This is a genomic window from Parasphingorhabdus sp. (genome assembly GCF_048269865.1).
Classification (GTDB): Bacteria; Pseudomonadota; Alphaproteobacteria; order Sphingomonadales; family Sphingomonadaceae; genus Parasphingorhabdus.
Map to the genome: position 1 here is coordinate 94,911 of NZ_JBLWUA010000010.1, position 22,430 is coordinate 117,340.

The 22,430-nt window shown below is 57.4% G+C and carries 21 protein-coding genes; 14 read left to right on the forward strand and 7 right to left on the reverse strand.

Annotated elements, in window-relative coordinates; all coding sequences use genetic code 11:
- Both ACN0WW_RS14025 and ACN0WW_RS14030 read right to left on the reverse strand, forming a co-directional pair.
- Positions 1-1,368, reverse strand: a complete 1,368-nt coding sequence (locus ACN0WW_RS14025) for a DEAD/DEAH box helicase (protein WP_417613488.1) — start codon at positions 1,366-1,368, stop codon at positions 1-3.
- Positions 1,369-1,686: 318 nt separating this feature from the next.
- Positions 1,687-5,175, reverse strand: a complete 3,489-nt coding sequence (locus ACN0WW_RS14030) for a tetratricopeptide repeat protein (protein ID WP_417613489.1) — start codon at positions 5,173-5,175, stop codon at positions 1,687-1,689.
- 485 nt (positions 5,176-5,660) lie between these two features.
- Between ACN0WW_RS14030 and ggt the strand changes: the two genes are divergently transcribed.
- The 12 genes from ggt to ACN0WW_RS14090 all read left to right on the forward strand — a co-directional run bounded on the left by ggt (position 5,661) and on the right by ACN0WW_RS14090 (position 16,773).
- A complete protein-coding gene (ggt, locus tag ACN0WW_RS14035; protein WP_417613490.1) occupies positions 5,661-7,451 on the forward strand; it encodes a gamma-glutamyltransferase in 1,791 nt (596 codons plus the stop codon).
- Between the two features lie 39 nt (positions 7,452-7,490).
- Entirely contained in the window at positions 7,491-8,042 is a 552-nt protein-coding gene (locus ACN0WW_RS14040) for a DsrE family protein (protein WP_417613491.1), read from the forward strand.
- An 18-nt stretch (positions 8,043-8,060) separates the two neighbouring features.
- Positions 8,061-8,756, forward strand: a complete 696-nt coding sequence (locus ACN0WW_RS14045; protein WP_417613492.1) for an endonuclease/exonuclease/phosphatase family protein — start codon at positions 8,061-8,063, stop codon at positions 8,754-8,756.
- A 99-nt stretch (positions 8,757-8,855) separates the two neighbouring features.
- On the forward strand, positions 8,856-10,514 hold the full coding sequence (ccoN, locus tag ACN0WW_RS14050) for a cytochrome-c oxidase, cbb3-type subunit I (protein ID WP_417613493.1): 1,659 nt from the start codon (positions 8,856-8,858) through the stop codon (positions 10,512-10,514).
- A gap of 13 nt (positions 10,515-10,527) precedes the next feature.
- Entirely contained in the window at positions 10,528-11,262 is a 735-nt protein-coding gene (ccoO, locus tag ACN0WW_RS14055; RefSeq protein ID WP_417613494.1) for a cytochrome-c oxidase, cbb3-type subunit II, read from the forward strand.
- Complete coding sequence (locus ACN0WW_RS14060; RefSeq protein ID WP_417613495.1) at positions 11,259-11,420, forward strand: cbb3-type cytochrome c oxidase subunit 3; 162 nt, start codon at positions 11,259-11,261, stop codon at positions 11,418-11,420. Before ccoO ends, ACN0WW_RS14060 begins: the two co-directional genes overlap by 4 nt.
- The gene (ccoP, locus tag ACN0WW_RS14065; RefSeq protein WP_417613496.1) at positions 11,413-12,351 is read left to right on the forward strand and encodes a cytochrome-c oxidase, cbb3-type subunit III; all 939 of its coding nucleotides are present in this window, start codon (positions 11,413-11,415) and stop codon (positions 12,349-12,351) included. The genes ACN0WW_RS14060 and ccoP overlap by 8 nt, the downstream gene beginning before the upstream one ends.
- Complete coding sequence (ccoG, locus tag ACN0WW_RS14070) at positions 12,338-13,795, forward strand: cytochrome c oxidase accessory protein CcoG (RefSeq protein WP_417613497.1); 1,458 nt, start codon at positions 12,338-12,340, stop codon at positions 13,793-13,795. The genes ccoP and ccoG overlap by 14 nt, the downstream gene beginning before the upstream one ends.
- Positions 13,792-14,265 carry a FixH family protein gene (locus ACN0WW_RS14075; RefSeq protein ID WP_417613498.1) on the forward strand — a complete coding sequence of 158 codons (474 nt, stop codon included), beginning with the start codon at positions 13,792-13,794 and terminating at the stop codon, positions 14,263-14,265. Before ccoG ends, ACN0WW_RS14075 begins: the two co-directional genes overlap by 4 nt.
- On the forward strand, positions 14,262-16,385 hold the full coding sequence (locus tag ACN0WW_RS14080) for a heavy metal translocating P-type ATPase (protein ID WP_417613499.1): 2,124 nt from the start codon (positions 14,262-14,264) through the stop codon (positions 16,383-16,385). The genes ACN0WW_RS14075 and ACN0WW_RS14080 overlap by 4 nt, the downstream gene beginning before the upstream one ends.
- A complete protein-coding gene (gene ccoS / locus ACN0WW_RS14085; RefSeq protein ID WP_417613500.1) occupies positions 16,382-16,534 on the forward strand; it encodes a cbb3-type cytochrome oxidase assembly protein CcoS in 153 nt (50 codons plus the stop codon). The genes ACN0WW_RS14080 and ccoS overlap by 4 nt, the downstream gene beginning before the upstream one ends.
- Positions 16,531-16,773: a hypothetical protein gene (locus tag ACN0WW_RS14090; RefSeq protein ID WP_417613501.1), complete on the forward strand. Its 243-nt coding sequence runs from the start codon at positions 16,531-16,533 to the stop codon at positions 16,771-16,773. Before ccoS ends, ACN0WW_RS14090 begins: the two co-directional genes overlap by 4 nt.
- Before the next feature lie 5 nt (positions 16,774-16,778).
- Here the strand turns inward: ACN0WW_RS14090 and ACN0WW_RS14095 are convergent, their stop codons facing one another.
- The 5 genes from ACN0WW_RS14095 to ACN0WW_RS14115 form a co-directional block, all read right to left on the reverse strand.
- Positions 16,779-17,405, reverse strand: a complete 627-nt coding sequence (locus ACN0WW_RS14095; protein WP_417613502.1) for a response regulator transcription factor — start codon at positions 17,403-17,405, stop codon at positions 16,779-16,781.
- Entirely contained in the window at positions 17,395-18,927 is a 1,533-nt protein-coding gene (locus ACN0WW_RS14100) for a PAS domain S-box protein (protein WP_417613503.1), read from the reverse strand. Before ACN0WW_RS14100 ends, ACN0WW_RS14095 begins: the two co-directional genes overlap by 11 nt.
- 116 nt (positions 18,928-19,043) lie before the next feature.
- Entirely contained in the window at positions 19,044-19,856 is an 813-nt protein-coding gene (locus ACN0WW_RS14105; RefSeq protein WP_417613504.1) for a universal stress protein, read from the reverse strand.
- Positions 19,857-20,082: 226 nt separating this feature from the next.
- The gene (locus ACN0WW_RS14110; RefSeq protein WP_417613505.1) at positions 20,083-20,709 is read right to left on the reverse strand and encodes a hypothetical protein; all 627 of its coding nucleotides are present in this window, start codon (positions 20,707-20,709) and stop codon (positions 20,083-20,085) included.
- A 28-nt stretch (positions 20,710-20,737) separates the two neighbouring features.
- Positions 20,738-21,097: a hypothetical protein gene (locus ACN0WW_RS14115; protein WP_417613506.1), complete on the reverse strand. Its 360-nt coding sequence runs from the start codon at positions 21,095-21,097 to the stop codon at positions 20,738-20,740.
- A gap of 174 nt (positions 21,098-21,271) precedes the next feature.
- Here ACN0WW_RS14115 and ACN0WW_RS14120 point away from each other — a divergent pair, with 174 nt between their 5' ends.
- Together ACN0WW_RS14120 and ACN0WW_RS14125 are read left to right on the forward strand one after the other, a co-directional pair.
- Entirely contained in the window at positions 21,272-21,823 is a 552-nt protein-coding gene (locus tag ACN0WW_RS14120) for a glycoside hydrolase family 108 protein (RefSeq protein ID WP_417613507.1), read from the forward strand.
- A gap of 40 nt (positions 21,824-21,863) precedes the next feature.
- Positions 21,864-22,277: a holin family protein gene (locus tag ACN0WW_RS14125; protein WP_417613508.1), complete on the forward strand. Its 414-nt coding sequence runs from the start codon at positions 21,864-21,866 to the stop codon at positions 22,275-22,277.
- Positions 22,278-22,430 lie beyond the last annotated feature (153 nt).

The following is a 22,430-nucleotide window of genomic DNA, read 5'->3' on the forward strand; positions in this document are numbered from 1 at the left end:
CTAGGCGTCAGCTTTGCGCGCCTGACGCCGTTTGAACGATTTCGCACCATTGTTCCAATGCTTCGGCCCATCGCTTTTACCAGCGGAACCAGGGCCGCCGCGTCCGGAACCGCCAGGACGACCTTTCCGGGCGCTGTGCTTGTTCTTTGACGGTCCGCTACGGGTTGGTTTCGCACCATATTTCTTCGGCTTTTGACCATAGATGCGAGGAGCAACTTCCTCGCGAGGCGGCTCGTCATAACCTTCTGGCAGGGCAATAACTTCGGGCTTCACGCCGGTCAGCTTGACCACATCGCGCAGAAACTGGCGCTCGTCAGGAGCGACCATCGAATAGGAAATGCCGCTAGCCCCCGCCCGTGCTGTCCGGCCGATCCGGTGGACATATTGCTCGGACACATTTGGCATGTCGAAATTGATCACATGGGTAATGCCGTCGACGTCAATACCCCGCGCAGCGATATCGGTAGCGACAAGAATGTTGATCTTGCCCTTCTTGAAATCGCCCAGTGCGCGCTCGCGCTGCGGCTGGCTCTTGTTGCCGTGGATCGCAGCGGAATGGATACCGACAGCCATCAGGTTTTTCACTACCTTGTCCGCGGCATGTTTGGTCTGAGTGAATACCAGCATATGGTCCGGATTTTCGTTGTTGATGAAATCCTTCAGCAGACGCTGTTTGTCATCCTGATTGATGTAGGTTACGCGCTGATCAACGCGCTCAGCGGTCGTCGACTGCGGCGCAACCGAAACCTGTACCGGATTGGTCAGGAACTGGTCCGCGAGCTGCGAAATCGTCTTCGGCATGGTCGCGGAGAAGAACAGGCTCTGCCGCTGTTTTGGCAGCAAGGGCACGATTTTCTTCAGCGGCACGATAAAGCCCAGATCCAACATCTGGTCGGCTTCGTCGAGCACGAGGATCTCAACCTTGCTCAGGTTCAGATAGCGTTGATCGACCAGATCAAGCAGGCGACCGGGTGTTGCCACCAGCACGTCGACGCCGCGTTCGAGAATACGTTTTTGCCGGTTGATCGGCACGCCGCCAAAGGCCGAGGTCACATACATGCCCAGCCCCTTGGAATAGCCGGTCATGCTGTCGGCAATCTGCCGAGCCAATTCGCGAGTTGGTGCGAGAACCAGCATCCGGCATTCAAAACGACCGGCGCGTTTCTTGCTGTTCAGCAGATGATGGATGGAGGGCAATGAGAATGCAGCGGTCTTGCCGGTACCGGTCTGCGCGATACCCAGAATGTCCTTGCCTTCCAGCGCTGGCGGGATTGCCTGCTGCTGGATAGGGGTTGGCGATGTGTAACCGCCTTGGGCAATAGCCTTCTGGATAGGTTCCGCGAGCGCGAAATCAGAAAATTTAGTCAAAAATAATACCTTAGAATAAGCAGCCAGTGGACGCAGTACGAGATAGACTCGTGCGCGCGTTCGCCGTCGGTTAAGACGACCCGCGTGATCAGGCTGCCGGAAAGAAAGAAGCAATGAAGGCGATAGGTTCGAGATGATCTTGTCATCTCTCACGCAGAACTTTCGCCAGACGGTCAATATATTGCCGCCTTTGCTGCGATGCAACATAGGTGGTATTGCGCTTTTGTCAAGCGTTGTGATGGTCCGGAAACATAATAAGCAGTGCTTCTGAAACGCGGGAGCCAAGAACGGCTCCTGGGCTTTTTCTAATATTGCACCCTAACGATCACCAACGAAAACAAATGGTGCCCATGCATTGGGATGCGCCCATGTGTCGTTTTCGCTGTCGGCTGACGAATCGTTGCGGATCTCGCGCATGGCTTGCTGAAAGGCCTGCGCGCGAGTCAGTGCTGGATTGGTCCGGGCGATTTCAACCGTCCGCACCGTCAGCCGCGCCGCGACATCGTCGCGCACCGGCCAATAGGAGGCCAGAAGATTGCGGGCGCCTGCGTAGAAAAAGGCGCGCGCCAGCCCCGAAAGGCCCGAGGCCCCTTCGCTGCCATCACCCGCCGCAGTGTTGCAGGCGGACAGGATCACCCAATCCGCATCCATTTTCAGTCCGGCGATCTCCGACATCGAGAGATAGCCGTCATTATCGGCGCTCGCACGCTCGGGGGGAGTCAACACCAGGCCGGGTTCGGCGGTTCCGCCGATTTCTCCTGCCAGGATACCATGCGTGGCAAAGGCAATGACTTCAGCATCAAGATCGACCGAGCGCACCGCAGACTCGCTTGCTCGCTTGGCCAGATACAGAGCATCATCAGGCTTGCCAAATGCTTCCCAGATCTCGGTCAGTTCGACGGCTGTACCGGGCAAGCTGGCCAACGCATTCAGTTGGGATATATCCGCGATTCCCTTGCCACCACGTGTTTGCTCGGGGCCAAACAGGGTACGGAATCCGGCCTGTACTTTGCCGCCACTACGCCTGCCCCGCGCACCCCGCATGTCGGTGGCCGCGCCTAACACGGGATCGCCAAAGCCGAGAAACGGGAGATGCTTTGCATCGGCAGGTCCTGCGCGAAAATCGCGGAGGAAGCGGATCGATTGCAGGCTGGGGACCTGCAACAACGCAAAGCGATCGGCCAGCCAGTCCGCGCTGCGCAAAGTCGACGGATCACCGCTGGCCCCCTCGGGTATATTGCTGACCAGCAGGCCAAGCGGCAGAGCGGACAGCGAGCCGGAGGCCATCACGAAGACATGGCTCTTGCCTACCAGTGCCGCTTCCTGCGGTTCCAGAAGTTCGCGGTACAGCGCCGCAGCGGTGCTGAAATCGTAAGGATAGGCGCCTTCGCCCTCCTCGGCCCAGTTGGCGGCTTTGGCAAAGTCAACATCGACATTGGCACCGACATCCCAAAGCAAGCGCGTAACCGCATCTTTCACCCTGTCATCCGTCCATGCACTGCGATGCCAGGTCACACCCTGGGCAGTGATCGCCATGACATGAGTGCCAAAGCGAGTCGGAACGAGCATCACCGCAGCTTCATCCGGCCGCATCAATGCGCGGGCCGACGACTCGTCGAGGCTCTGCGGGCGGATTAGCGCGAAATAGTCTGGCGCCTGTGTGCGCAATTGGCTGTCGATTTCTGCCGTGCGAGCTTCTATCGCCTGCAATTGCGCTTGCAAATTACCGCGCTTCGCCTCTGCCGCTGGACCGCTTTCCGCAAAACTGACAGTCAGTTGCCGTTCGACAGCGAGCCATTGGTCTGCGAGATCCTGACGCTCGCGGGCCAGTTCGCCCAGCCCGCCGGCCTGCTCCGCTGCCCGGCGCGCCGCGCTTTGCGCAATGGCCCGACTGGCTGATCCTGCGAGCACGTCCTGCAGCGCGGCGAAGGCGTTTGCGCGCGAGCTGTCAGTGTCATTAGCCCCGGCCTGTGCGGCAGACCATGACGCATCGGCCAGCAGCTGGAAATTATAGGTCCGGCTGTTCCGGTCGCGAGCCAGCTGGGCATCGCCTTGCGGGGTCCCGCCCAGCGCTTCGTCACGAGCCCGGGTGCCCGCCGCCACAAGCTCGGCCGACGCCAGCGCCTTCTCGGGCGTATCGGTGCTGGTGAGATAGAGGCTGGCAAGATTGGCGGCGTGATTGAGTGTCGCCGGATGCCGGTCACCCTGCAGCTTGCGGCGCAGATTCAGCGAATCGAGCATGTAACCTTCCGCCTTTTCCGGCTGGCCGATCTGTTCCAGCAATTCAGCATAGGCAACAAAACTGTCGAGCGTGTCGGGATGCATGTCGCCGAAAACCTTTCGCCGGCCCTGCAATGCGTCGATGTACAGCTGAGCGGCTGCCGGATATTCACCGATATCCTCCAGCGCAAAGGCAAGATTGCTCATCAGCCGCAGCGTGTCGGGATGGAGATCTCCCTGCACTTCGCGCGATATCGGGAGCGCCTTGCGATATATATCAAAAGCTTCCCGCGGGTGATCCGTCGCACGCAATAGGCCAGCATAATTATTGGCCTGCAGCAAAGTCGATGGATGCCGCTCGCCCAGGACATCGCGTGCCAAAGAATAGGCTTCCAGTAGAAAGGGTTTCGCCTCAGCAAGGCGACCTTGCGAAACAAGCTGCTGCCCGTAATTGTTGATCGCATTGATTGTTTCCGGATGCCGATCACCCTGCACTTCGCGGCGGAGCCGCAGGACAAGTTCATATTGGTCGGTGGACTCTTCCTGTTTGTCCAGCGCGCTCAGTACCGAAGCGTAATTGTTGATCAGCCGCAGCGTATCCGGGTGCTTCTCTCCATTGACGCGGCGACTGATTGTTATCGCCTTCGCCAGCACCGGTTCGGCTTTGGAAGCAAGACCCAGCGCAGACATCAGCGTCGCATAATTATTGACCGAGACGAGAGTGAACGGGTCTTCTCGTCCAAGCAGCTCGGTCGATAATTCCAGCACCTGACCCGCAACGGCAAAGGCTTCCTGCACCTTGCCATTCTGCCGCAGCACGTCGCCCAGCGTTCCCATCACCTTCAATGTCTGGACATGGCGCGGGCCGAAACGGGTGCGGCTGGCCTCGACCGCTTCGACCAGCAGCGGTTCGGCTTCCTTCGGGCGTCCAAGCAGCGACAGGATATAGGCATAATTATTGAGAACCAGCAGCGTGTCCGCATGGTTCGATCCATGAACATCGCGGTGCAGCTGCAACGCCTTAGCCATCAGTGGTTCTGCTTCGGCATAGCGCCCGCGCGTCATCAGGATCAGCGCATAGTTGTTGAGGCTCAGAATGGTGGCAGGATCACGCTCGCCCAGCACTTCTATCCGCCCGTTATATGCCTCGCGGTAGAGCGGCTCGGCCTCCGCATGGCGGCCCATTTTCTCCAGCACCAGTGCATGGTCATTAAGCGCTTGCAGCGTTCCCGGGTCCTTGTCCCCCATGACCGCACGGCTGCGCTTTTCCACCTCGGCATAAAGCGGTTCAGCCTCGGCAAAGCGGTTCAGGCTGAGCAGCATGAAGGCATGGTTGCTGGTGGCCAATATTGCATCCGGATCGTCCGGTCCCAGCAGGCGGCGGGCCTCCTGCGCCAATGCGCGGAACAGCGGCTCGGCAGCCTCGGTCCCCTGATCATTATAGACCGCCATCGCCTGATCGGAGAGCGCGGCGAGCGGATCGGGGTCCTGCTGCGAGAACGGACTGTCTTGTGCCGCCAGGTTGGCGGGGAGCGCCATCGCAATTGCCGTGGCGATCAGATAGCCGAGAGTTTGTTTGCCCCGCATGCGATCAGTTCATTCTTTCTTCCACGACCCAAGCATATCGCAAATGCCGTCGCCGTCCAGTTGCCACGTCGAAACCTGGGAAAAAAGCGAAGTGGATGACGCGCCGGTTTTCCCGATATAAATGAACCGGGTTCGCTAGAGAGCGAACCTGTCAGTTTTCTGAGCGCGAGGCAAGCGTGGATGTTGTTCCAGAGTAGCGCATTTGATCTCGCCCCACCCGGTCTGCCAATTGAATTTTCTCGACCATGTCACGTCGCCAAAACGGCCGATATCGAGATCAAGAGTCTATCGGTGTTTGATACAGAAAATCGCGTTTTGGTAACATCTGGGTGCCGGCGACAGATGGCCTCCAACGCTCAAAATGGAAAACGTAACCAACATACGCACCATCCTTCCCACTTGATGCAGGCAGCAGAGTGTCTAGAGTGCCTGCATCGACAGCTTCGCAAATTGCGACGGCCCATTCCTGCAGGACAGATGATATCATGCGCACCTTATTCCTTTCGACCATCGCCTTGACCGCCCTCACCCTGTCCCCTGCCCATGCGCAGGAAAAAGCCGCATCGGACAAACCCGTGCTGGACATCGGCGCCGGTGGGCGCCCGGTTGGCGAGGCATGGTCGCGCAGTCCGGTCCACGCCCAGCACGGCATGGCGGCGACTGCGCATCCGCTAGCCAGCCAGGTTGCCATCGATATCCTGAAAAAAGGCGGCACGGCAGTTGATGCCGCAATCGCAGCCAACGCGGCGCTTGGCCTGATGGAGCCGACCGGCAACGGCATCGGCGGCGATCTGTTCGCGATCATCTGGGATCCGAAGACCCAGAAGCTCTATGGCCTGAACGGGTCCGGCAAAAGCGCGATGGGGACCAGCTACAAACAATTTATCAAGCAGCTCAAGGGCAGCAAGACCATCCCGCCCTTTGGCCCGATGCCGGTGACCGTTCCCGGCACAGTCGATGCCTGGTATGAAATGCATGACCGGTTCGGCAAGCTGAGCATGGCCGATATTCTCGCGCCGACGATCGCTTACGCGAGGGAAGGCCATCCGATCGCACCGGTGATCGGCTATTATTTGCAGAGCAACCTCAACCGTTTCGAGCAGAGCCTGGATATGATTGGTGACTTTGACAACGCTCGGGCCACCTATTTCAAGAACGGCGCGCCGAAGGCCGGAGAGATTTTCAAAAATCCGGACCTCGCCAATACATTAAGCAAAATTGCCGAGGGCGGTCGCGACGCCTTTTACAAGGGCGATATTGCGCGCACGATCGATGCCTATTTCAAGCGGATCGGTGGCAATCTGCGCTACGAGGATTTCGCTGCGCACGACAGCAAGTGGGTCGAGCCGGGCTGCGTTGATTATCGCAAAGGCTATGAGCTTTGCGAACTGCCGCCCAACTCTCAGGGTTTCGCCGCTCTGCAGATGGCCAATATCCTGAAAAATGTCGATCTTGCCCAATGGCCGCGCGGCAGCGCCGAGGTGCTGCATTACATCACCGAAGCCAAAAGGCTGGCCTTCGAGGATGTCGCCCGCTTCTACGCCGACCCCGATGCGTCCCCTGCCCCGCTCGAATGGCTGCTTTCCGATGACTATGGCAAAGAACGCTTTGCCCTGATCGATCCGGTCAAAGCATCCCCCGAATTTGGCCCCGGCGAGCCGAAGCTGGAAGGCGAAGGCGACACCACTTATCTCACCGTCGCCGACAAGGACGGCATGATGGTATCGCTGATCCAGTCCAACTATCGCGGTATGGGTAGCGGGTTGGTCGCCGACGGCCTCGGCTTCATGTTTCAGGATCGCGGAGAGCTTTACTCGCTCGATGCCGACCACCCCAACGCCTATGCGCCCGGAAAGCGGCCGTTTCAGACCATCATCCCAGCCTTCATGAAAAAGGACGGAAAGCCGTTCATGTCCTTCGGCCTGATGGGCGGCGGCATGCAGCCGCAGGGCCATGTCCAGGTGATGGTCAATCTGGTCGACTATGGCATGAACCTGCAGGAAGCCGGCGACGCCGCTCGGCTGAACCACGATGGCGGCCGCCAGCCGACCGATGATCTGGCGGGAACCGGAGCCGATCTTCTGGGTACACTCAATGTCGAGCCGGGCATCCCCGCCGAGACGGTGGAACGTCTCAAGGCGATGGGCCATAAGGTCGAGGTCATCAGCAATGGTGCCATGTTTGGCGGCTATCAGGCGATCACGCGCGACCCGGAAACCGGCGTCTACACGGGTGCCACCGAAATGCGTAAAGATGGTGAGGCAATCGGCTATTAAGCCGCCCTATAATCGACTCCAATATCAAACGGAACTGGAATGAAAATGCGAAAATCCTGTCTCTTGGCACTGCTCCCCCTGTTGGCGCTCGGTCAACCCGCTGCGGCCCAGATGGAAAATTTCAAAGCCGGCCCGGTATTTGAAGAGTTCGGCGCAATCGCTCCGGTTGAGACGGATCAGCCGCTGGCCCAGGATACTGTGTTCAGCATTGCTTTTGACGTATCCACCGCAGCCGCTCCGGACAAAATCAACCGCACGATCGAAAGCGCGGCGCGCTTCATCAATATGCATGTCGCCGCTGGCGTGCCGGAAGAGAATATCCATCTCGCCGTCGTGGTGCACGGCGGAGCGGCGTTCGACCTGACCAATCCGGAATTTTTCGCAGCGCACAAGGATGGCAGGAAAAACGCCAGCGCCACCGCGATTGCCCAGTTGCAAAAACACGGAGTGGATTTTTACCTGTGCGGCCAGAGCGCCGCCGCCCACGGCATTTCCAAAGCTGACCTACTGCCGGGCGTAAAAATGGCTCTCTCCGCAATGACCGCCCACGCCTTGCTGCAGCAGCAGGGCTATACCATCAATCCCTTCTGATCGGACAAGCATAGCCTGATGTTGAAGGTTGCCAGTTACAATATCCACAAAGCCGTAGGTACGGATCGACGGCGCAACCCCGCGCGGATCGTGGACGTCCTCAATGAAATTGATGCCGATATCATAGCCCTGCAGGAAGCGGATCGCCGGTTCGGCGCGAGAGCTGCGGCAATCCCCGAAAAACTCCTGGAAATGAACAGCGACTATCGGGCGATTCCGCTGGACGTGCAGACCGACTCGATGGGCTGGCACGGCAACGCTTTGCTGGTCCGAAAATCAGCCGAAGTGCTCGAGCATGACATCATGCACATCCCTTATTTGGAACCGCGCGGAGCCGTAATGGCGCGCTTTGAAATCAACGGAAAGCAGCTCGCCGTTTTCGGTATGCATCTCGATCTGTCCGGCCTTTGGCGGAGACGGCAGGCCGCAGCGATTGTCAAAATAGCTCAACAACAGGAACAAAATGTCCCGGTTGTGCTAATGGGCGACCTCAACGAATGGAGCGCAGCCAGCGGCTGCCTGAAGGATTTTTCCCGCGCCTTCCAGATTGTCGATTGCGGTCGCAGCTTCCATTCGCGCAGCCCCATCGCCACGCTCGACCGGATCATGCATTCTCATACGATCCAATCGCTGGCCGGCGGCGTTCATGACAGTTCCGCCGCCCGCAAAGCATCTGACCATCTTCCGGTATGGGCGGAAATCGCCGTCGATTAGGCCCATTTTTGCCGCCAATCTTCCATCTACGTACTAACCCGTATATAGCCGAGCCGACTGGGCTGGTAGCGGCTCATCTACACAACGGGGAAGGACGTTATGGACAATCTACTGGTGAAAACCGGCGGCTGGTTGCTGCTCGTATTTCTGACATTTTTGGCAATGGTTATGGCCGCAGACGGCGGCTTTGCCGTGCACATGGGCATTATCATGGTGGCTTGCCTGATCGCGCTATGGGTGACGATCAGCAAGGCGGATTACGCCGCTATCGGTCGCGGGATATTGAAAGCACCCGTCGATCCCGGAAAATATGATGACGATCCCGTCCGCTGGGGCGTGATCGCGACGCTTTTCTGGGGCATGGCAGGACTCGCTGCGGGCTTGTTCATCGCCCTGCAGCTGGCCTTTCCGGTGCTCAACCTCGGTCTGGAATATACCACCTTCGGACGGTTGCGTCCCCTCCACACATCTGCCGTTATTTTCGCATTTGGTGGCAACGCGCTGATCGCGACGAGTTTCTATATCGTCCAGCGCACTTGCAGGGCGAGGTTGGCCTTCCCCGGCCTCGCCCGCTTTGTTTTCTGGGGCTACCAGCTGTTTATCGTGCTGGCCGCTACCGGCTACCTGCTGGGTGTCACGCAGTCGAAGGAATATGCCGAGCCCGAATGGTATGTCGATATCTGGCTTACCATTGTCTGGGTCAGCTATGCCGCTGTCTTCATCGGCACGATCGTCAAACGGTCGGAACCCCATATCTATGTCGCCAACTGGTTTTTCCTGGCCTTCATCCTGACCATTGCGATGCTGCATCTGGTCAACAACCTGTCAATGCCGGTCAGCCTGCTTGGCGCGAAAAGCTACAGCGCTTTCGCCGGTGTACAGGATGCGCTGACCCAGTGGTGGTATGGCCATAATGCGGTTGGCTTTTTCCTGACGGCCGGTTTCCTTGGCATGATGTATTATTTCGTGCCGAAGCAGGCCGAGCGCCCGGTCTACAGCTATCGGCTGTCGATCATTCACTTCTGGTCGCTGATCTTCCTCTATATCTGGGCCGGTCCGCACCATCTCCACTATACCGCCCTGCCGGACTGGGCGCAGACGCTTGGCATGGTCTTCTCGATCATGCTCTGGATGCCAAGCTGGGGCGGCATGATCAACGGCCTGATGACGCTGAACGGCGCTTGGGACAAGATCCGCACCGATCCGATCATCCGGATGATGGTGCTGGCCCTAGCCTTCTACGGCATGAGCACGTTCGAAGGTCCGATGATGTCGATCAAGGCCGTCAACAGCCTGTCGCACTACACCGACTGGACCATCGGCCACGTCCACAGTGGCGCGCTCGGCTGGAACGGAATGATCACCTTCGCTGCGCTTTACTACATGGTGCCGCGCCTCTGGAGCCGCCCCAGACTGTACAGCCTGCGCATGGTGAACTGGCACTTCTGGCTCGCAACCATCGGTATCGTTCTCTATGCAGCCTCAATGTGGGTCGCCGGGATCATGCAGGGCCTGATGTGGCGCGAATATGGCGACGATGGCTATCTGGTCTACGCCTTCAGCGAAGTCGTCTCGGCAATGTTCCCGATGTACCTGATCCGCGCAACCGGAGGCCTGCTCTATCTCTCCGGCGCCATTGTCATGGTTTACAACGTCTGGATGACCCTGGCGGGCAATATACGGGACGAAAAACCGATGACGGAAACACCTCATGACGAGGCTGCTGACAAACCGCTGGTCGCGGTTCCGGCAGAGTGAGGGAAAAGGGATCATGACTACATTCACGCAAAAACATAAGAAGATTGAACGCAACATCACCCTCTTGGCGGTGATTGCTCTGGTCACAGTTGCGATCGGCGGAATTGTCGAGATTGCACCGCTCTTCTGGATCGACAACACAGTCGAGAAGGTTGAAGGCGTGCGACCCTATACGCCTCTGGAACTGGCTGGACGCAATATCTACGTGCGCGAAGGCTGCTATACCTGCCACAGCCAGATGATCCGGCCGTTCCGCGATGAAGTCGAACGCTATGGTCATTACAGCCTGGCTGCGGAATCCATGTACGACCACCCGTTTCAATGGGGATCCAAGCGTACCGGCCCGGATCTGGCCCGTGTAGGCGGTCGCTATTCGGATGACTGGCATGTCCAGCATCTGACGGATCCTCGTCAGGTAGTGCCGGAATCGATTATGCCGCCTTATGCGTTCCTAGCAAAAAAAGAGCTTAACGCAGGCGACATGTCGGGACATCTCCGCGCACTTCAGCGGGTCGGCGTCCCCTACACCGAGGAAGCCATCGAAAAAGCCAATGAAGACTTGATGGCTCAGGTCGACCCGATGGCCGGTTCGGCAGAACTCGAGAAACGGTACCCCAAAGTGCAAATTCGTGACTTCGACGGCAATCCAGACAAACTCACCGAAATGGACGCCCTCATCGCCTATTTGCAGATGATTGGCACATTGGTCGATTTCGAAGCGGGAGAAGCACAGGAGCAAGCTCGATGAGTTATGAAGCTTTGCGCCATTTCGCCGATAGCTGGGGCTTGGTCTTCATGGGCCTGATCTTTCTGACATGTGTCGGGTGGACCTTCCGTCCCGGCGCCGGAAACAGGCATAACCAAGCAGCTCATATGATTTTTGACGAGGACAAAAACGATGTCTGAGAAAAAACGCGTTGATCAACCAACCGGTACCGAAACCGTTGGACATGAATGGGATGGGATCGAGGAACTCGACACCCCAATGCCAAAATGGTGGGTCTGGACCTTTTATGCCACGATCATCTGGGCGATTGGCTATGTCATTCTCTATCCCGCCATCCCGTTGCTCAATTCAGCGACAGAAGGCGTGTTCGGCTGGAGCAGCCGGGGACAATATGAAAAGGAGGTTGCTGCCCGGCAAAAAGAGCTGGAACCGATCCGCCAGGCGCTGGTGTCTACCGACATTCGCAAGCTGAACGGCAGTCCCGAGCTGATGCAACAGGCAATCGAGGGGGGCCGTTCTGCCTTCAAGGTGCACTGCGTCCAGTGTCATGGTTCCGGTGCTGCCGGTTCCAAAGGCTATCCCAATCTGAACGATGATGACTGGCTCTGGGGCGGCGATCTCGAAGCGATCGAATATACGATCACTCATGGCGTCCGCAATCCCGACCATGACCAGACCCGCTTTTCGCAAATGCCCGCTTTCGGCAGAGACGGAATATTGCAGGCGAATCAAATTCAGGATCTCGTTTCCTATGTCAGAACCTTGTCTGGCCAAGAGAAACAGAGCGCTGCCGCTCGCCGCGGTGCTGCTCTTTTCGAGGCCAATTGCACGGTCTGCCATGGCCCCGATGCCAAGGGCAATCGCGAACTTGGCGCACCGAATTTGACCGATGCAATCAGCCTTTACGGCCTGGATCGCGCGGCGTTGACCGAGACGATCACCAATGCCCGATATGGCGTGATGCCGCGTTGGGGACAACGGCTCGATCCGGCTACGATCCGGATGCTGACAGCCTATGTACATTCGCTGGGCGGCGGCGAGACGCTCCCCGCTCTTGACGATGTGCAGCAGGAAACGCTCGAACAGGTCGCCAGCGATGACCAACCCTAAAGAGATTCTCGACCCCCAGCTGAAACTCTATGAAGCGCGTAAAAACGTCTACCCAAAGGCGGTTGACGGGAAGTTCCGGCGGCTGAAATGGGTGATCATGGCGATCACCCTCGCCATCTATTATATCACGCCATGGATCCGCTGGGATCGCGGACCTTATGCACCTAACCAGGCGGTGCTGGTCGATCTTGCGCATCGGCGCTTCTACATGTTCGGCATCGAAATCTGGCCGCATGAATTTTACTATGTCGCGGGGATGCTGGTGATGGCCGGGATCGGCCTGTTTCTGGTCACCTCCGCCGTTGGCCGCGCCTGGTGCGGCTATTCCTGCCCGCAGACTGTCTGGACCGATCTGTTCCAGCATGTTGAGCGCTATATCGATGGCGACCGCAACGCCCAGTTCCGGCTGCAGGCCGCTCCCTGGGGGGCGAAGAAAATCGGCAAGCGCTTGCTGAAATGGTCGGTTTGGCTGTTCATTGCCTTCTGGACCGGCGGCGCATGGATCATGTATTTTGCCGATGCGCCGACACTGGTAGCCGACTTCTGGAGCGGTAACGCCGCCTTTGTCGCCTATGCGACAGTCGGCGTATTGACCCTGACAACTTTCATCTTCGGCGGCTTCATGCGCGAGCAAGTGTGCATCTATATGTGCCCATGGCCACGCATACAGACGGCAATGATGGATGAAAAATCGCTGACCGTGACCTACAAGGACTGGCGCGGGGAACCGCGTGGCAGTGTCAAAAAGGCAGAAGCCCATCCGGGCAGTTTCGGCGACTGCATCGACTGCAACCAGTGCGTAGCGGTTTGCCCGACCGGCATCGACATCCGCCAAGGTCCGCAAATCGGTTGCATCACCTGCGCGCTCTGCATCGATGCCTGCGACCATGTGATGGAACAGGTTGGCCGGCCGCGCGGGCTGATCGATTATGCGACGCTTGAAGATGCCGAGCTGGAGAAGGCCGGAAAACCGCATAATCCGATCCTCAAGACTTTGTTCCGCCCTCGAACCATTGTTTATACTTCAATTTGGGCCGCGATCGGTCTCGCAATGCTGTTTGCGCTCGGCAACAGGACCCGGATCGACATCAGCGCCAGCCATGATCGCAACCCTGTTTATGTCCAGCTTGCCGACGGTCATGTGCGCAACAGTTACACGATCAATCTGCGCAATATGGAAAACCGTCCGCGGGAGATGATCATTGGCATGACCGCTCTCGATGGGGGCGTGATGTGGTCCAACCAGGGGTCTCGTGACGGCGCAGGCAAAACCCTTAAAACCAGAGTGCCCGCAGACAGCGTGGCCAGGTTAAGGCTCTATGTTGCAGCTCCCGGCACGGGACCGGCACGGGAAGATTTCGCCCTGACGGTAACTGCTGCCGATGACCCAGAGGCAACGGATAAGGGTGATGTATTCTTTGAACGGCCGGGGACGGACAGATGACCAAACAGAAAGCCGCCGGTAAATTCACTGGCTATCACGCCACCATGATCATTGTCGCCTTTTTCGTGGTGGTCGTGGCGGTCAACATGGTCATGGCCCGGTTCGCTCTGTCGACCTTTGGCGGCACGGTGGTCGACAACAGCTATGTGGCTAGCCAGAAATATAACCAGTGGCTGGAACAGGCCCGTGACCAGCAGGCCCATGGCTGGACCGTATCGCCGGTAGTGCGCTCGGGAGATCGAGCCGTGGTGAGCGTGACCGGCGCGGACGGTGATGCTCTGCAGGGCGCGAAGATCACGATTTTAGCGGAGCATCCCGTCGGACGGACCGACCCGTTTGAAATCACCTTCACCGAAAACGCGCCGGGCGAATATCGGAGCGTCGAGACAATACCGGCAGGCCGCTGGAAACTGAAACTGCTTGTCACGCAATCGGACAAGTCCCTGCGCGTGCTTCAGGATATCCAGTGAACGCCCTTTCGCCTGTCAGCGCCGGGCAGACGCAATCGGTGGTGTCCCGCTTTGCAGTGCCAGCGATCCGCTGCGCAGGCTGCATATCGAAAATCGAAAATGGCCTCAACGGAAAGCCTGGCATCCTGTCATCGCGCGTGAATTTTTCGACCAAGCAGGTGGCCATAACTCATCTGCCGGAACTCGGCGACGACCAGTTGAAGCACAAGATTGAGGCGCTGGGCTTCGAAGCACAGATACTCGCTGACAACCCGCTATCGGAAGAGAAGGGCAGCACGGACAAGCTGATCCGGGCGCTTGCGGTCGCCGGATTTGGCATGATGAACATCATGCTGTTGTCGGTCAGCGTATGGTCCGGCGCAACCGGCGTCACCAGAGATCTGTTTCACTGGCTCTCGGCGCTCATTGCGGTTCCGGTAATCGCCTATGCAGGCCGTCCGTTCTTTGCCTCGGCAGCGATGGCGCTGCGCTATGGCCGGACCAACATGGATGTGCCGATTTCGATCGGCATCTTGCTGGCGACCGGACTGAGCCTTTACGAGACCGCAACCGGCGGCGCCCATGCCTATTTTGACGGCGCAGTAATGCTCTTGTTCTTCCTGCTGGCGGGGCGGGTGCTCGATGGAATGATGCGGGATCGCGCCCGCGAGGGCATCGGCGCCTTGCTGAAGCAGACCGCGCCTGGTGCGATGGTTCTGGGAGAGGATGAAAAAACCCGCTGGGTCGTCACCAAGGACCTCGTTCCCGGGATGCGGATGTTGGTGGCTGCGGGGGAAAGTCTGGCAGCGGACGGATATATTGAGAGCGGATCGAGCAGTTTCGACTGCTCATTGATGACTGGCGAAAGCGAACCGCAGCCAAAAGGCAAAGGCGATATGGCCCTGGCCGGAACGCTCAATCTATCCTCGCCCGTGATCGTCCAGGTCACCGCGACCGGAGAAGATACCAGCATCTCGGATATTGCCCGGCTGATGGACGATGCCGGTCAGCGCCGCTCCTTCTATGTACGGGTCGCAGATCGGGCTGCGCGCTTCTATGCGCCAGTGGTTCACAGCCTTGCGCTTCTGGCCTTCATTTTCTGGATGTTTGCCGGTGCCGGCTGGCATCAGTCGCTGCTGATTGCGGTCGCGGTGCTGATCATCACCTGCCCCTGCGCACTGGGTCTGGCAGTACCGGCCGCACAGGTCGTGGCCTCGGGTGCGTTGCTGCGCAAGGGTGTGATGGTCAAGGATGGCAGCGCTCTGGAACGTCTGGCAGAGGTCGATTATGCGCTGTTGGACAAGACCGGCACCCTGACCCTTGGTCACGCGATTCCGAACAATCTCGATGACCTGAGCCTCACCCAAAAGCAGGTCACTCTGGCATTGGCGCAAGCCAGTCGCCATCCAGTGAGCAAGGGCATCCGCACGGCATTGCTGGCGCAAGATATCGAACCGGCCGCACTGGACGACATTCGCGAGATCCCCGGTGAAGGCATGACCGCGAACTGGAGTGGTGTGAAGGTCTCGCTCGGGAAGCCGGAAAAGTCGGCAGACCATCTGTCCAGTCAGCTAACGGTCGGCACCGATACTGTCATCCTTCAACTTCAGGACGAAATCCGCCCCGACGCTTCGGAAGCGATTGCCCGATTGAAGGCGCTGGGTTTACCGGCCTCTATCATATCCGGCGACACTATCCGGTCGGTGGCCCGGGTTTCCCGTGCTCTTGGTCTTACCGCCCAGGCCGGCGCCACACCGCAGGACAAGGTCGAAACCATCACCCGCCTGACCGGTAGCGGTCACAAGGTACTGATGGTCGGTGATGGCCTGAACGATGGCCCTGCCCTTGCAGCCGCCCATGTCTCGATCGCGCCGGGTTCCGCCAGCGATGTCGGCCAGCAAGCCGCCGATGCCGTCTTCACCAGCGCCTCGCTGATGCCCGTAGCGCTTTCGATCACCGTAGCCCGCCGCACGATGCAGATCGTCCACCAGAATTTTGGTCTCGCCATTGTCTATAATATTTGCGCCGTGCCACTCGCGCTCACCGGGATGGTCACACCGTTGATCGCCGCGATTGCCATGTCGCTGTCATCACTGGTCGTTGTCGGCAACGCCCTGCGGCTCAATAGTGCCGCCAGATGAGCGGCCTGGCGATCCTGATCCCGGTAGCCCTGCTGATGGGCCTGTGCGGGCTAGCCTTTTTTTTCTGGGCGATGCGCAACGAACAGTTCGATGATCTCGACGGCGCAGCCCAGCGGATATTGATCGACGAGGAAGATGAGACGCCATGAACATTCGGATCAGACATTCGCGGCTCAGCCAGTGGGTCATCCTCGCCGTCGCCCTGCCACTCGCCTCTATGCCGCTGGCCGCCAATTCAGGCGGGATGCAGATCCAGCTCTGCACTGCCGATGGCGCAGTGCGAACGCTGACGATTCCCGTCGATGGTGAGAATGATGACAACCACTGCGCCAAGCCCTGTCATGCTTGCCTGAACCGCAAAAAGACTGCCAAAAGCTGCTCGTTATAGGCCGGTCAGTCCTTCGAGCCGTTATCGCCTTCCGCAGCAAAGCCGATCCGCAAAGCATCGGCGAGACTGCGTACGCCCAGTTTTTCCATCATATTGGCGCGATAAATTTCGACCGTCCGCGGCGAAATTCCTAAATCATAAGCGATCGTCTTGTTCGGATATCCGGCCATCAGGCCTTCCAGGACATCCTGCTCTCTTCCGGTGAGGGCCGCCAGCCGGACTTTCGCCTCGGAAGCGGCCATTTCCTTGAGATCGTTATTTTCAAGGCGACCGAATCCCTCTTCAATGGCGCTGATAAGCGCCTCTTTCTCATAGGGTTTTTCAAGAAAGTTGATGACTCCGGCGCGCATTGCCTGGACCGCGATTTCGACGTCACCATGACCCGTCAGGATTACCACCGGCATATTAATGCCGTCCTTGTTCATCTGCTGCTGGACCTGCAACCCGTCCATGTCGGGCATGCGCACATCGAGCAGAACGCAGCCGCGCTCCGCGCCCTTCGCGAGCTTCAGAAACGCGACGCCGGACTCTACCGGTTCGACTTTAAATCCGGCATGCCGCAACATGAATGCCGCCGATCGCCGGACGGAATCATCATCGTCAACGATATAGACCAGACGTTCATTCGCCATCCTCTTGCTCCTGCTCTGCCTTTTCCAACGTTATCCGGAATATTGTCCCGCCACCGATATGGGGTTCGGCACGGATCGTTCCACCATGCGATTCTATGATCGTCCGGCAGATTGAAAGACCAAGCCCCATGCCCTCTCCCTTGGTGCTAGCGAAAGGATCGAAAATCCTGTCTCCCAGTTCCTGATCGATCCCGGAGCCGGTGTCCGATACGGCAATTTCTACCAACTGATCATCAAGTGACGTCACAGCAATATGAAGCTTTTTCTCGGCGCTATCTGCCATTGACTCAATCGCGTTGCGCATCAGGTTGACCATCACCTGCTGAATCTGAACGCGATCAACAAATACATGATTGGTATCCGGCGCGATCTCGATCGAAAATTCTATACCTTTTTCCTGCACCCCGATCGTACCCAGAACCGTTGCATCCTCGACGACCTGCGCGATTGAGATAACCTGCCTGTTGATTTCCCCGCGCGAAACAAATTCCCGCAGCCGCCGGACGATGGTCCCTGCCCGCAAGCTTTCGACGACGCTTTCTTGCAGCGCCTCCAGGAAATACTCCCGGTTTTCGGCCAGGTCTCCCTCCATCATGTCGCGGGCAGCCGACAGATAATTGGCGATGGCGGTCAGCGGTTGGTTGATCTCATGGGCCAGCGAAGAGGCCAATGTCCCGACCGCGCTCAGGCGAGAAGCATGCGCAAGATCCTCCTGTAGCGACTGTAGCTCGGCTTCCCTCTGCTTTTTTTCGGTCAGATCAATGATAAAGCCGGTAAAATAGACTTGGTCGCCAATCTTTGCCTGACCGACTTCCAGCTGAATCGGAAAAGTGGTCCCGTCCTTTTTGACCGCAACAACCGTTCTGCCGATACCGATAATCCGTTTTTCGCCGGTTTCCAGATATCGTTGCATATAGCCGTCATGCGCGCTTCGATAGGGCTCTGGCATCAAGATTTCGACATTTTTGCCGATAATTTCTCTCTGATCATATCCAAACATTTTTTCGGCCGTTGCGCTGAAAGAACTGATCAACCCCTCTTCATCAATAACCACCATAGCGTCGGGTATGGTCTTCAGAATCGATTTCAGTATCGAGTTGGCCTGATGGAGTTTGCTTTCGGCATTGTTAAACGCCGAAAGGTCCTGGAACGATATCAATACCGTTTCTATTTCGCCGTCGGGATTGACCAGCGGAGCCAGATTGCACTCTGCAAACATCGAGCGGCCGTCGGGCAGTTCCAGTTGCACCTCGATTGGCAGGGCATGTTTGGCGGCTTCAATATCAAATGCGCGCAGCATGGCCCGGTGAAATATACCGCGATGAGCAGGTGCAATGACGCTTTCAGGCGCGCCCTCGGGAAGTTCAGCGACACTGGATACGCCGAGGATATCCAGGCCAGTCATACTGCAATTGATCGTCTGCAGATTGCGATCAACAATCATGACACAATTCGGCAGGCTGGACAGGACAGACTCCAGATAGGGTTGCCGATCCGCATCAAAAGCGTTGCTGTCACGCACTTGTGATATCTATCCTTTGGCTGCCCGGTCGATCCTTGCGAAGGCGACGACCCTACACATATTACGGGCTTTGCCATAAGAAAATATAACCTTTCTTGGACGCGCTGAACGTTCATTCAGCGCGATACAACAAGCGGGATATGACAGTTTTTGAACAGATTGCGCGTGACGCCACCGAATATGAATTCTCTCGCCCTGCTGTGACCATAGGCACCCATGACAATATATTCGGCGTTCAGGTTTTTCGCTTCCGCCGCAAGAATCGTATCAACAGGCTTTTTCCCTGCGGGCAGGCTGCGGACGGTTGATTTGATCCCGTGATAGGCCAGATATTCCGAAGCGGCGAGCTGTGGAAGATCGTGACCTTTATCCTCTGCCACCGTCAAAATATGCACATCGCTTGACATTTTTAGCAGAGGTACGGCGGCACGAAGGGCATTTCCTGCCTCAAAGCTGCCATTCCAGGCCACCAATGCCGGTCCGCAGGCGTCAAATTTCTTCACGGCGTCGGGCTGGACCACGACCGGAACCGACGCATTGTACAGCACGTCCCCCAACAAACCCAGCGGCATGGCATTGTCGGAGTCGCCACTGGCGGAACTCAGGACTATCAAGTCCATCAGGGCAGAATTTTTTGACAGGCCGCGGGAAGGATTATCGTTTTCTTCGCGATAGTCCCATGAAACATCTTCATCGGCCAAACGCTTTTCGACTTCGGCCCGCAGTTTTTCGTCGACTTCGCGCGACATTTTGCTGATATCATACATGACCGACATGCCGGTCACACCATCGAACGCCATTTGCGGGTCATAGGGGTTGGCCCGAAGACAATGAAGATGGCCGTTCAGCGAACGGGTCAGATCAAGCGCCGCCTGAAGGCGGGCCTCGAAGCCCGTATCATCGGCAATATATAGCATTACGGATTTCATAAATCTCTCCTGTCTCGACGTCGCCATTGATGAAATAAAGGCGTTGGCAGGAGACTAGCGGCACAAAAACCGCACCTGTATAAGGGTTAATACGGATCTGCCGCGACTGCGGCGCGCATAGTCTAGCCTATGGATAGCCTGACGCCCGTCGAGATAGACGGAAAGTGCAGTACCATCGAACCGGCAAGCTTGGCTCCGGGCATTCCAGCCCACGAACCAACGCCTATTAAGGAGCGGGTTTTTCTGGGGTTGGCGTCTGCCACTGAAAGGCAGTGATCAATTCCATGATGGCCTCTTGTGCCGGGGCATCGATTTCCTGCGGATAGGAAGCGATGAGACGCGCATCCCAATAACCATAATCCAGCGTTGTCACGCTGAAATGCCAGGGCACACCATCCTTGTCCCCATCAAAGACACCCTGGTAGGCCGCTATGTCCGGTCGCCCGGAAACGAAATAATCGCCCTCGGCAATGACCGCCGGATTGGAATAGTGAAAAAGCAGATCGGGCTTGACGATTTTATAATGATCTTCGGCATTTAGTTCAACCAGATGGACGATCGCAATTTTGATTTCAATTTCATGATCCTGATAGTCGCGCAGATAGCCAATCTCGAAATTGTTGCCGGAAAAATCGGTCGTCATTTCACATTCGCGCCGGAACCCGGCAATGGTTGCCGGAAACACGAAACCGCTATCCTTGTGGATGATCGATCCTGCTTCCTTGTAAGGTGTAAAAGGATCATAAAGCTGCGCTGAATTTAGCACGCATTCTGCCCGCGCCGGACCGCTGGCCAGACTGAGGGTCAGCCCTGCAATTGTTGCATATCCGGCGAGTTTCAGTGACTTCAGCATAGTTTTAGCCTTGCGGTCGGACTTTCCTCTATTCATGGCAACTGATGACGCGAAACGGCAACTCGCTGCCATCGGTTTCGGTGATTGTCAGATATTCGCCGACGTTCAAAGGATGGTCTTTCATCCGAAAAATGGCTTCATCGTCATCTTCACCGATTTTGTAGGAAAAAACCCATCCCTTGGGCGAAGCGATCACAACACCGCTCTGGTCCGCCTGCCCTGGCCAGAACCGCCGGACGACCGGCCGCTTCTCAGCCTGTTTCAACACTTCCGGTTCGATAAAGCCGTCTTCATCCAGGGGAACACGAAAGACATAGGCATGGGCGGAAGATCCGTTCGGATAGTCGGGGGTTCGGGCCAATTCAAGACGGATGGTTTTCCAAGTCATGGGCCATATCTGGACCACTGAAAAGGCCGGCGCGATACGCAATATCCCGTAGGCCCCGGCTACAGCATGAGCAGTCAGCCGGTGCGGCGATCCCATATAAAATTGTTCAGCCCTTTCCTACAGATAACCAAATAGGTTATATCTTGCCATTGCTAACTGGAAAGGCGATTTCGCATGTTCAAACCTCCTGATATCGACACTCTCATCGACCAGGTCATCGCGCTCGAGGGAGATTTCTCCAATCATCCCGCCGATCGGGGTGGCCCCACCCGTTGGGGCATCACCGAGGCTGTAGCCCGCTTGCATGGCTATGCCGATGACATGAAGCATTTCCCGCGCGAGCAAGCCGCAGCCATTTACAAGCGCCAATACTGGCTCCGCCCCGGCTTTGACCGGGTGGCTCTGCTTGCACCAGATATAGCAACGGAGCTGTTTGATACCGGGATAAACATGGGAACGGGCACGGCCACGGCTTTCCTCCAGCGCGCCCTCAACGCGCTCAATCGCAACGCACGCGACTATCGCGAAATATCGGTCGATGGCAAAATCGGGAATAACACACTCAATGCGCTTCGCGCCTTCCTGAGCAAGCGTGTTGGCAAGGGCCAGCAGGTCCTGCTGAAGGCGATCGAGTCCCTGCAAGGTGCGCGCTATATCGAAATTGCGGAAAAACGGCCGGCCAATGAGGCCTTTCTATACGGCTGGCTCGCCAATCGGATCGGCTGACCACTCCCCCATAAGATTATATCGAAAGGAAACCTCAAATATGTCCATTCTCTCCACTCTGGTTGGCCCAGTTTCCAACATCATTGATAAAATCATTCCGGACCGCGAAGCGCGCGATCGCGCAAAACTGGAGCTCCTCAAACTTGAAGGCAGTCAGGAACTGGAAGAGGTTCGTCTCCAGCTGTCTGCCATGCTTGCGGAAGCGCAATCGACAGATCCCTGGACCAGCCGCGCACGCCCCAGCTTTCTTTACGTCATGTACATGCTCCTGCTCTGGTCGATTCCGATGGGCCTTATCGCTGCGGTCCGTCCGGAAGCCGCTCGCGACATCGCCGCCGGCATGAACGCATATCTCTCCGGCATACCGGAACCGCTCTATGCGCTCTTCGGCACGGGCTATCTGGGTTATACGGTCGCCAGGCAATGGGGAAAGATTCGCGGGGTCGAGCGATAACTACTGGCGGCATCTGGCAAACCCCAAAAAAATCGCCTTATTGAAGTTGACGACGACCGACAATTCCCCCGATAAACCGCCAGATTAATGCAATATTTACGAAATAGACTTGCCATGCCCGTATCTTTCCAGATAAAGGTGGAAGTCTAGTTC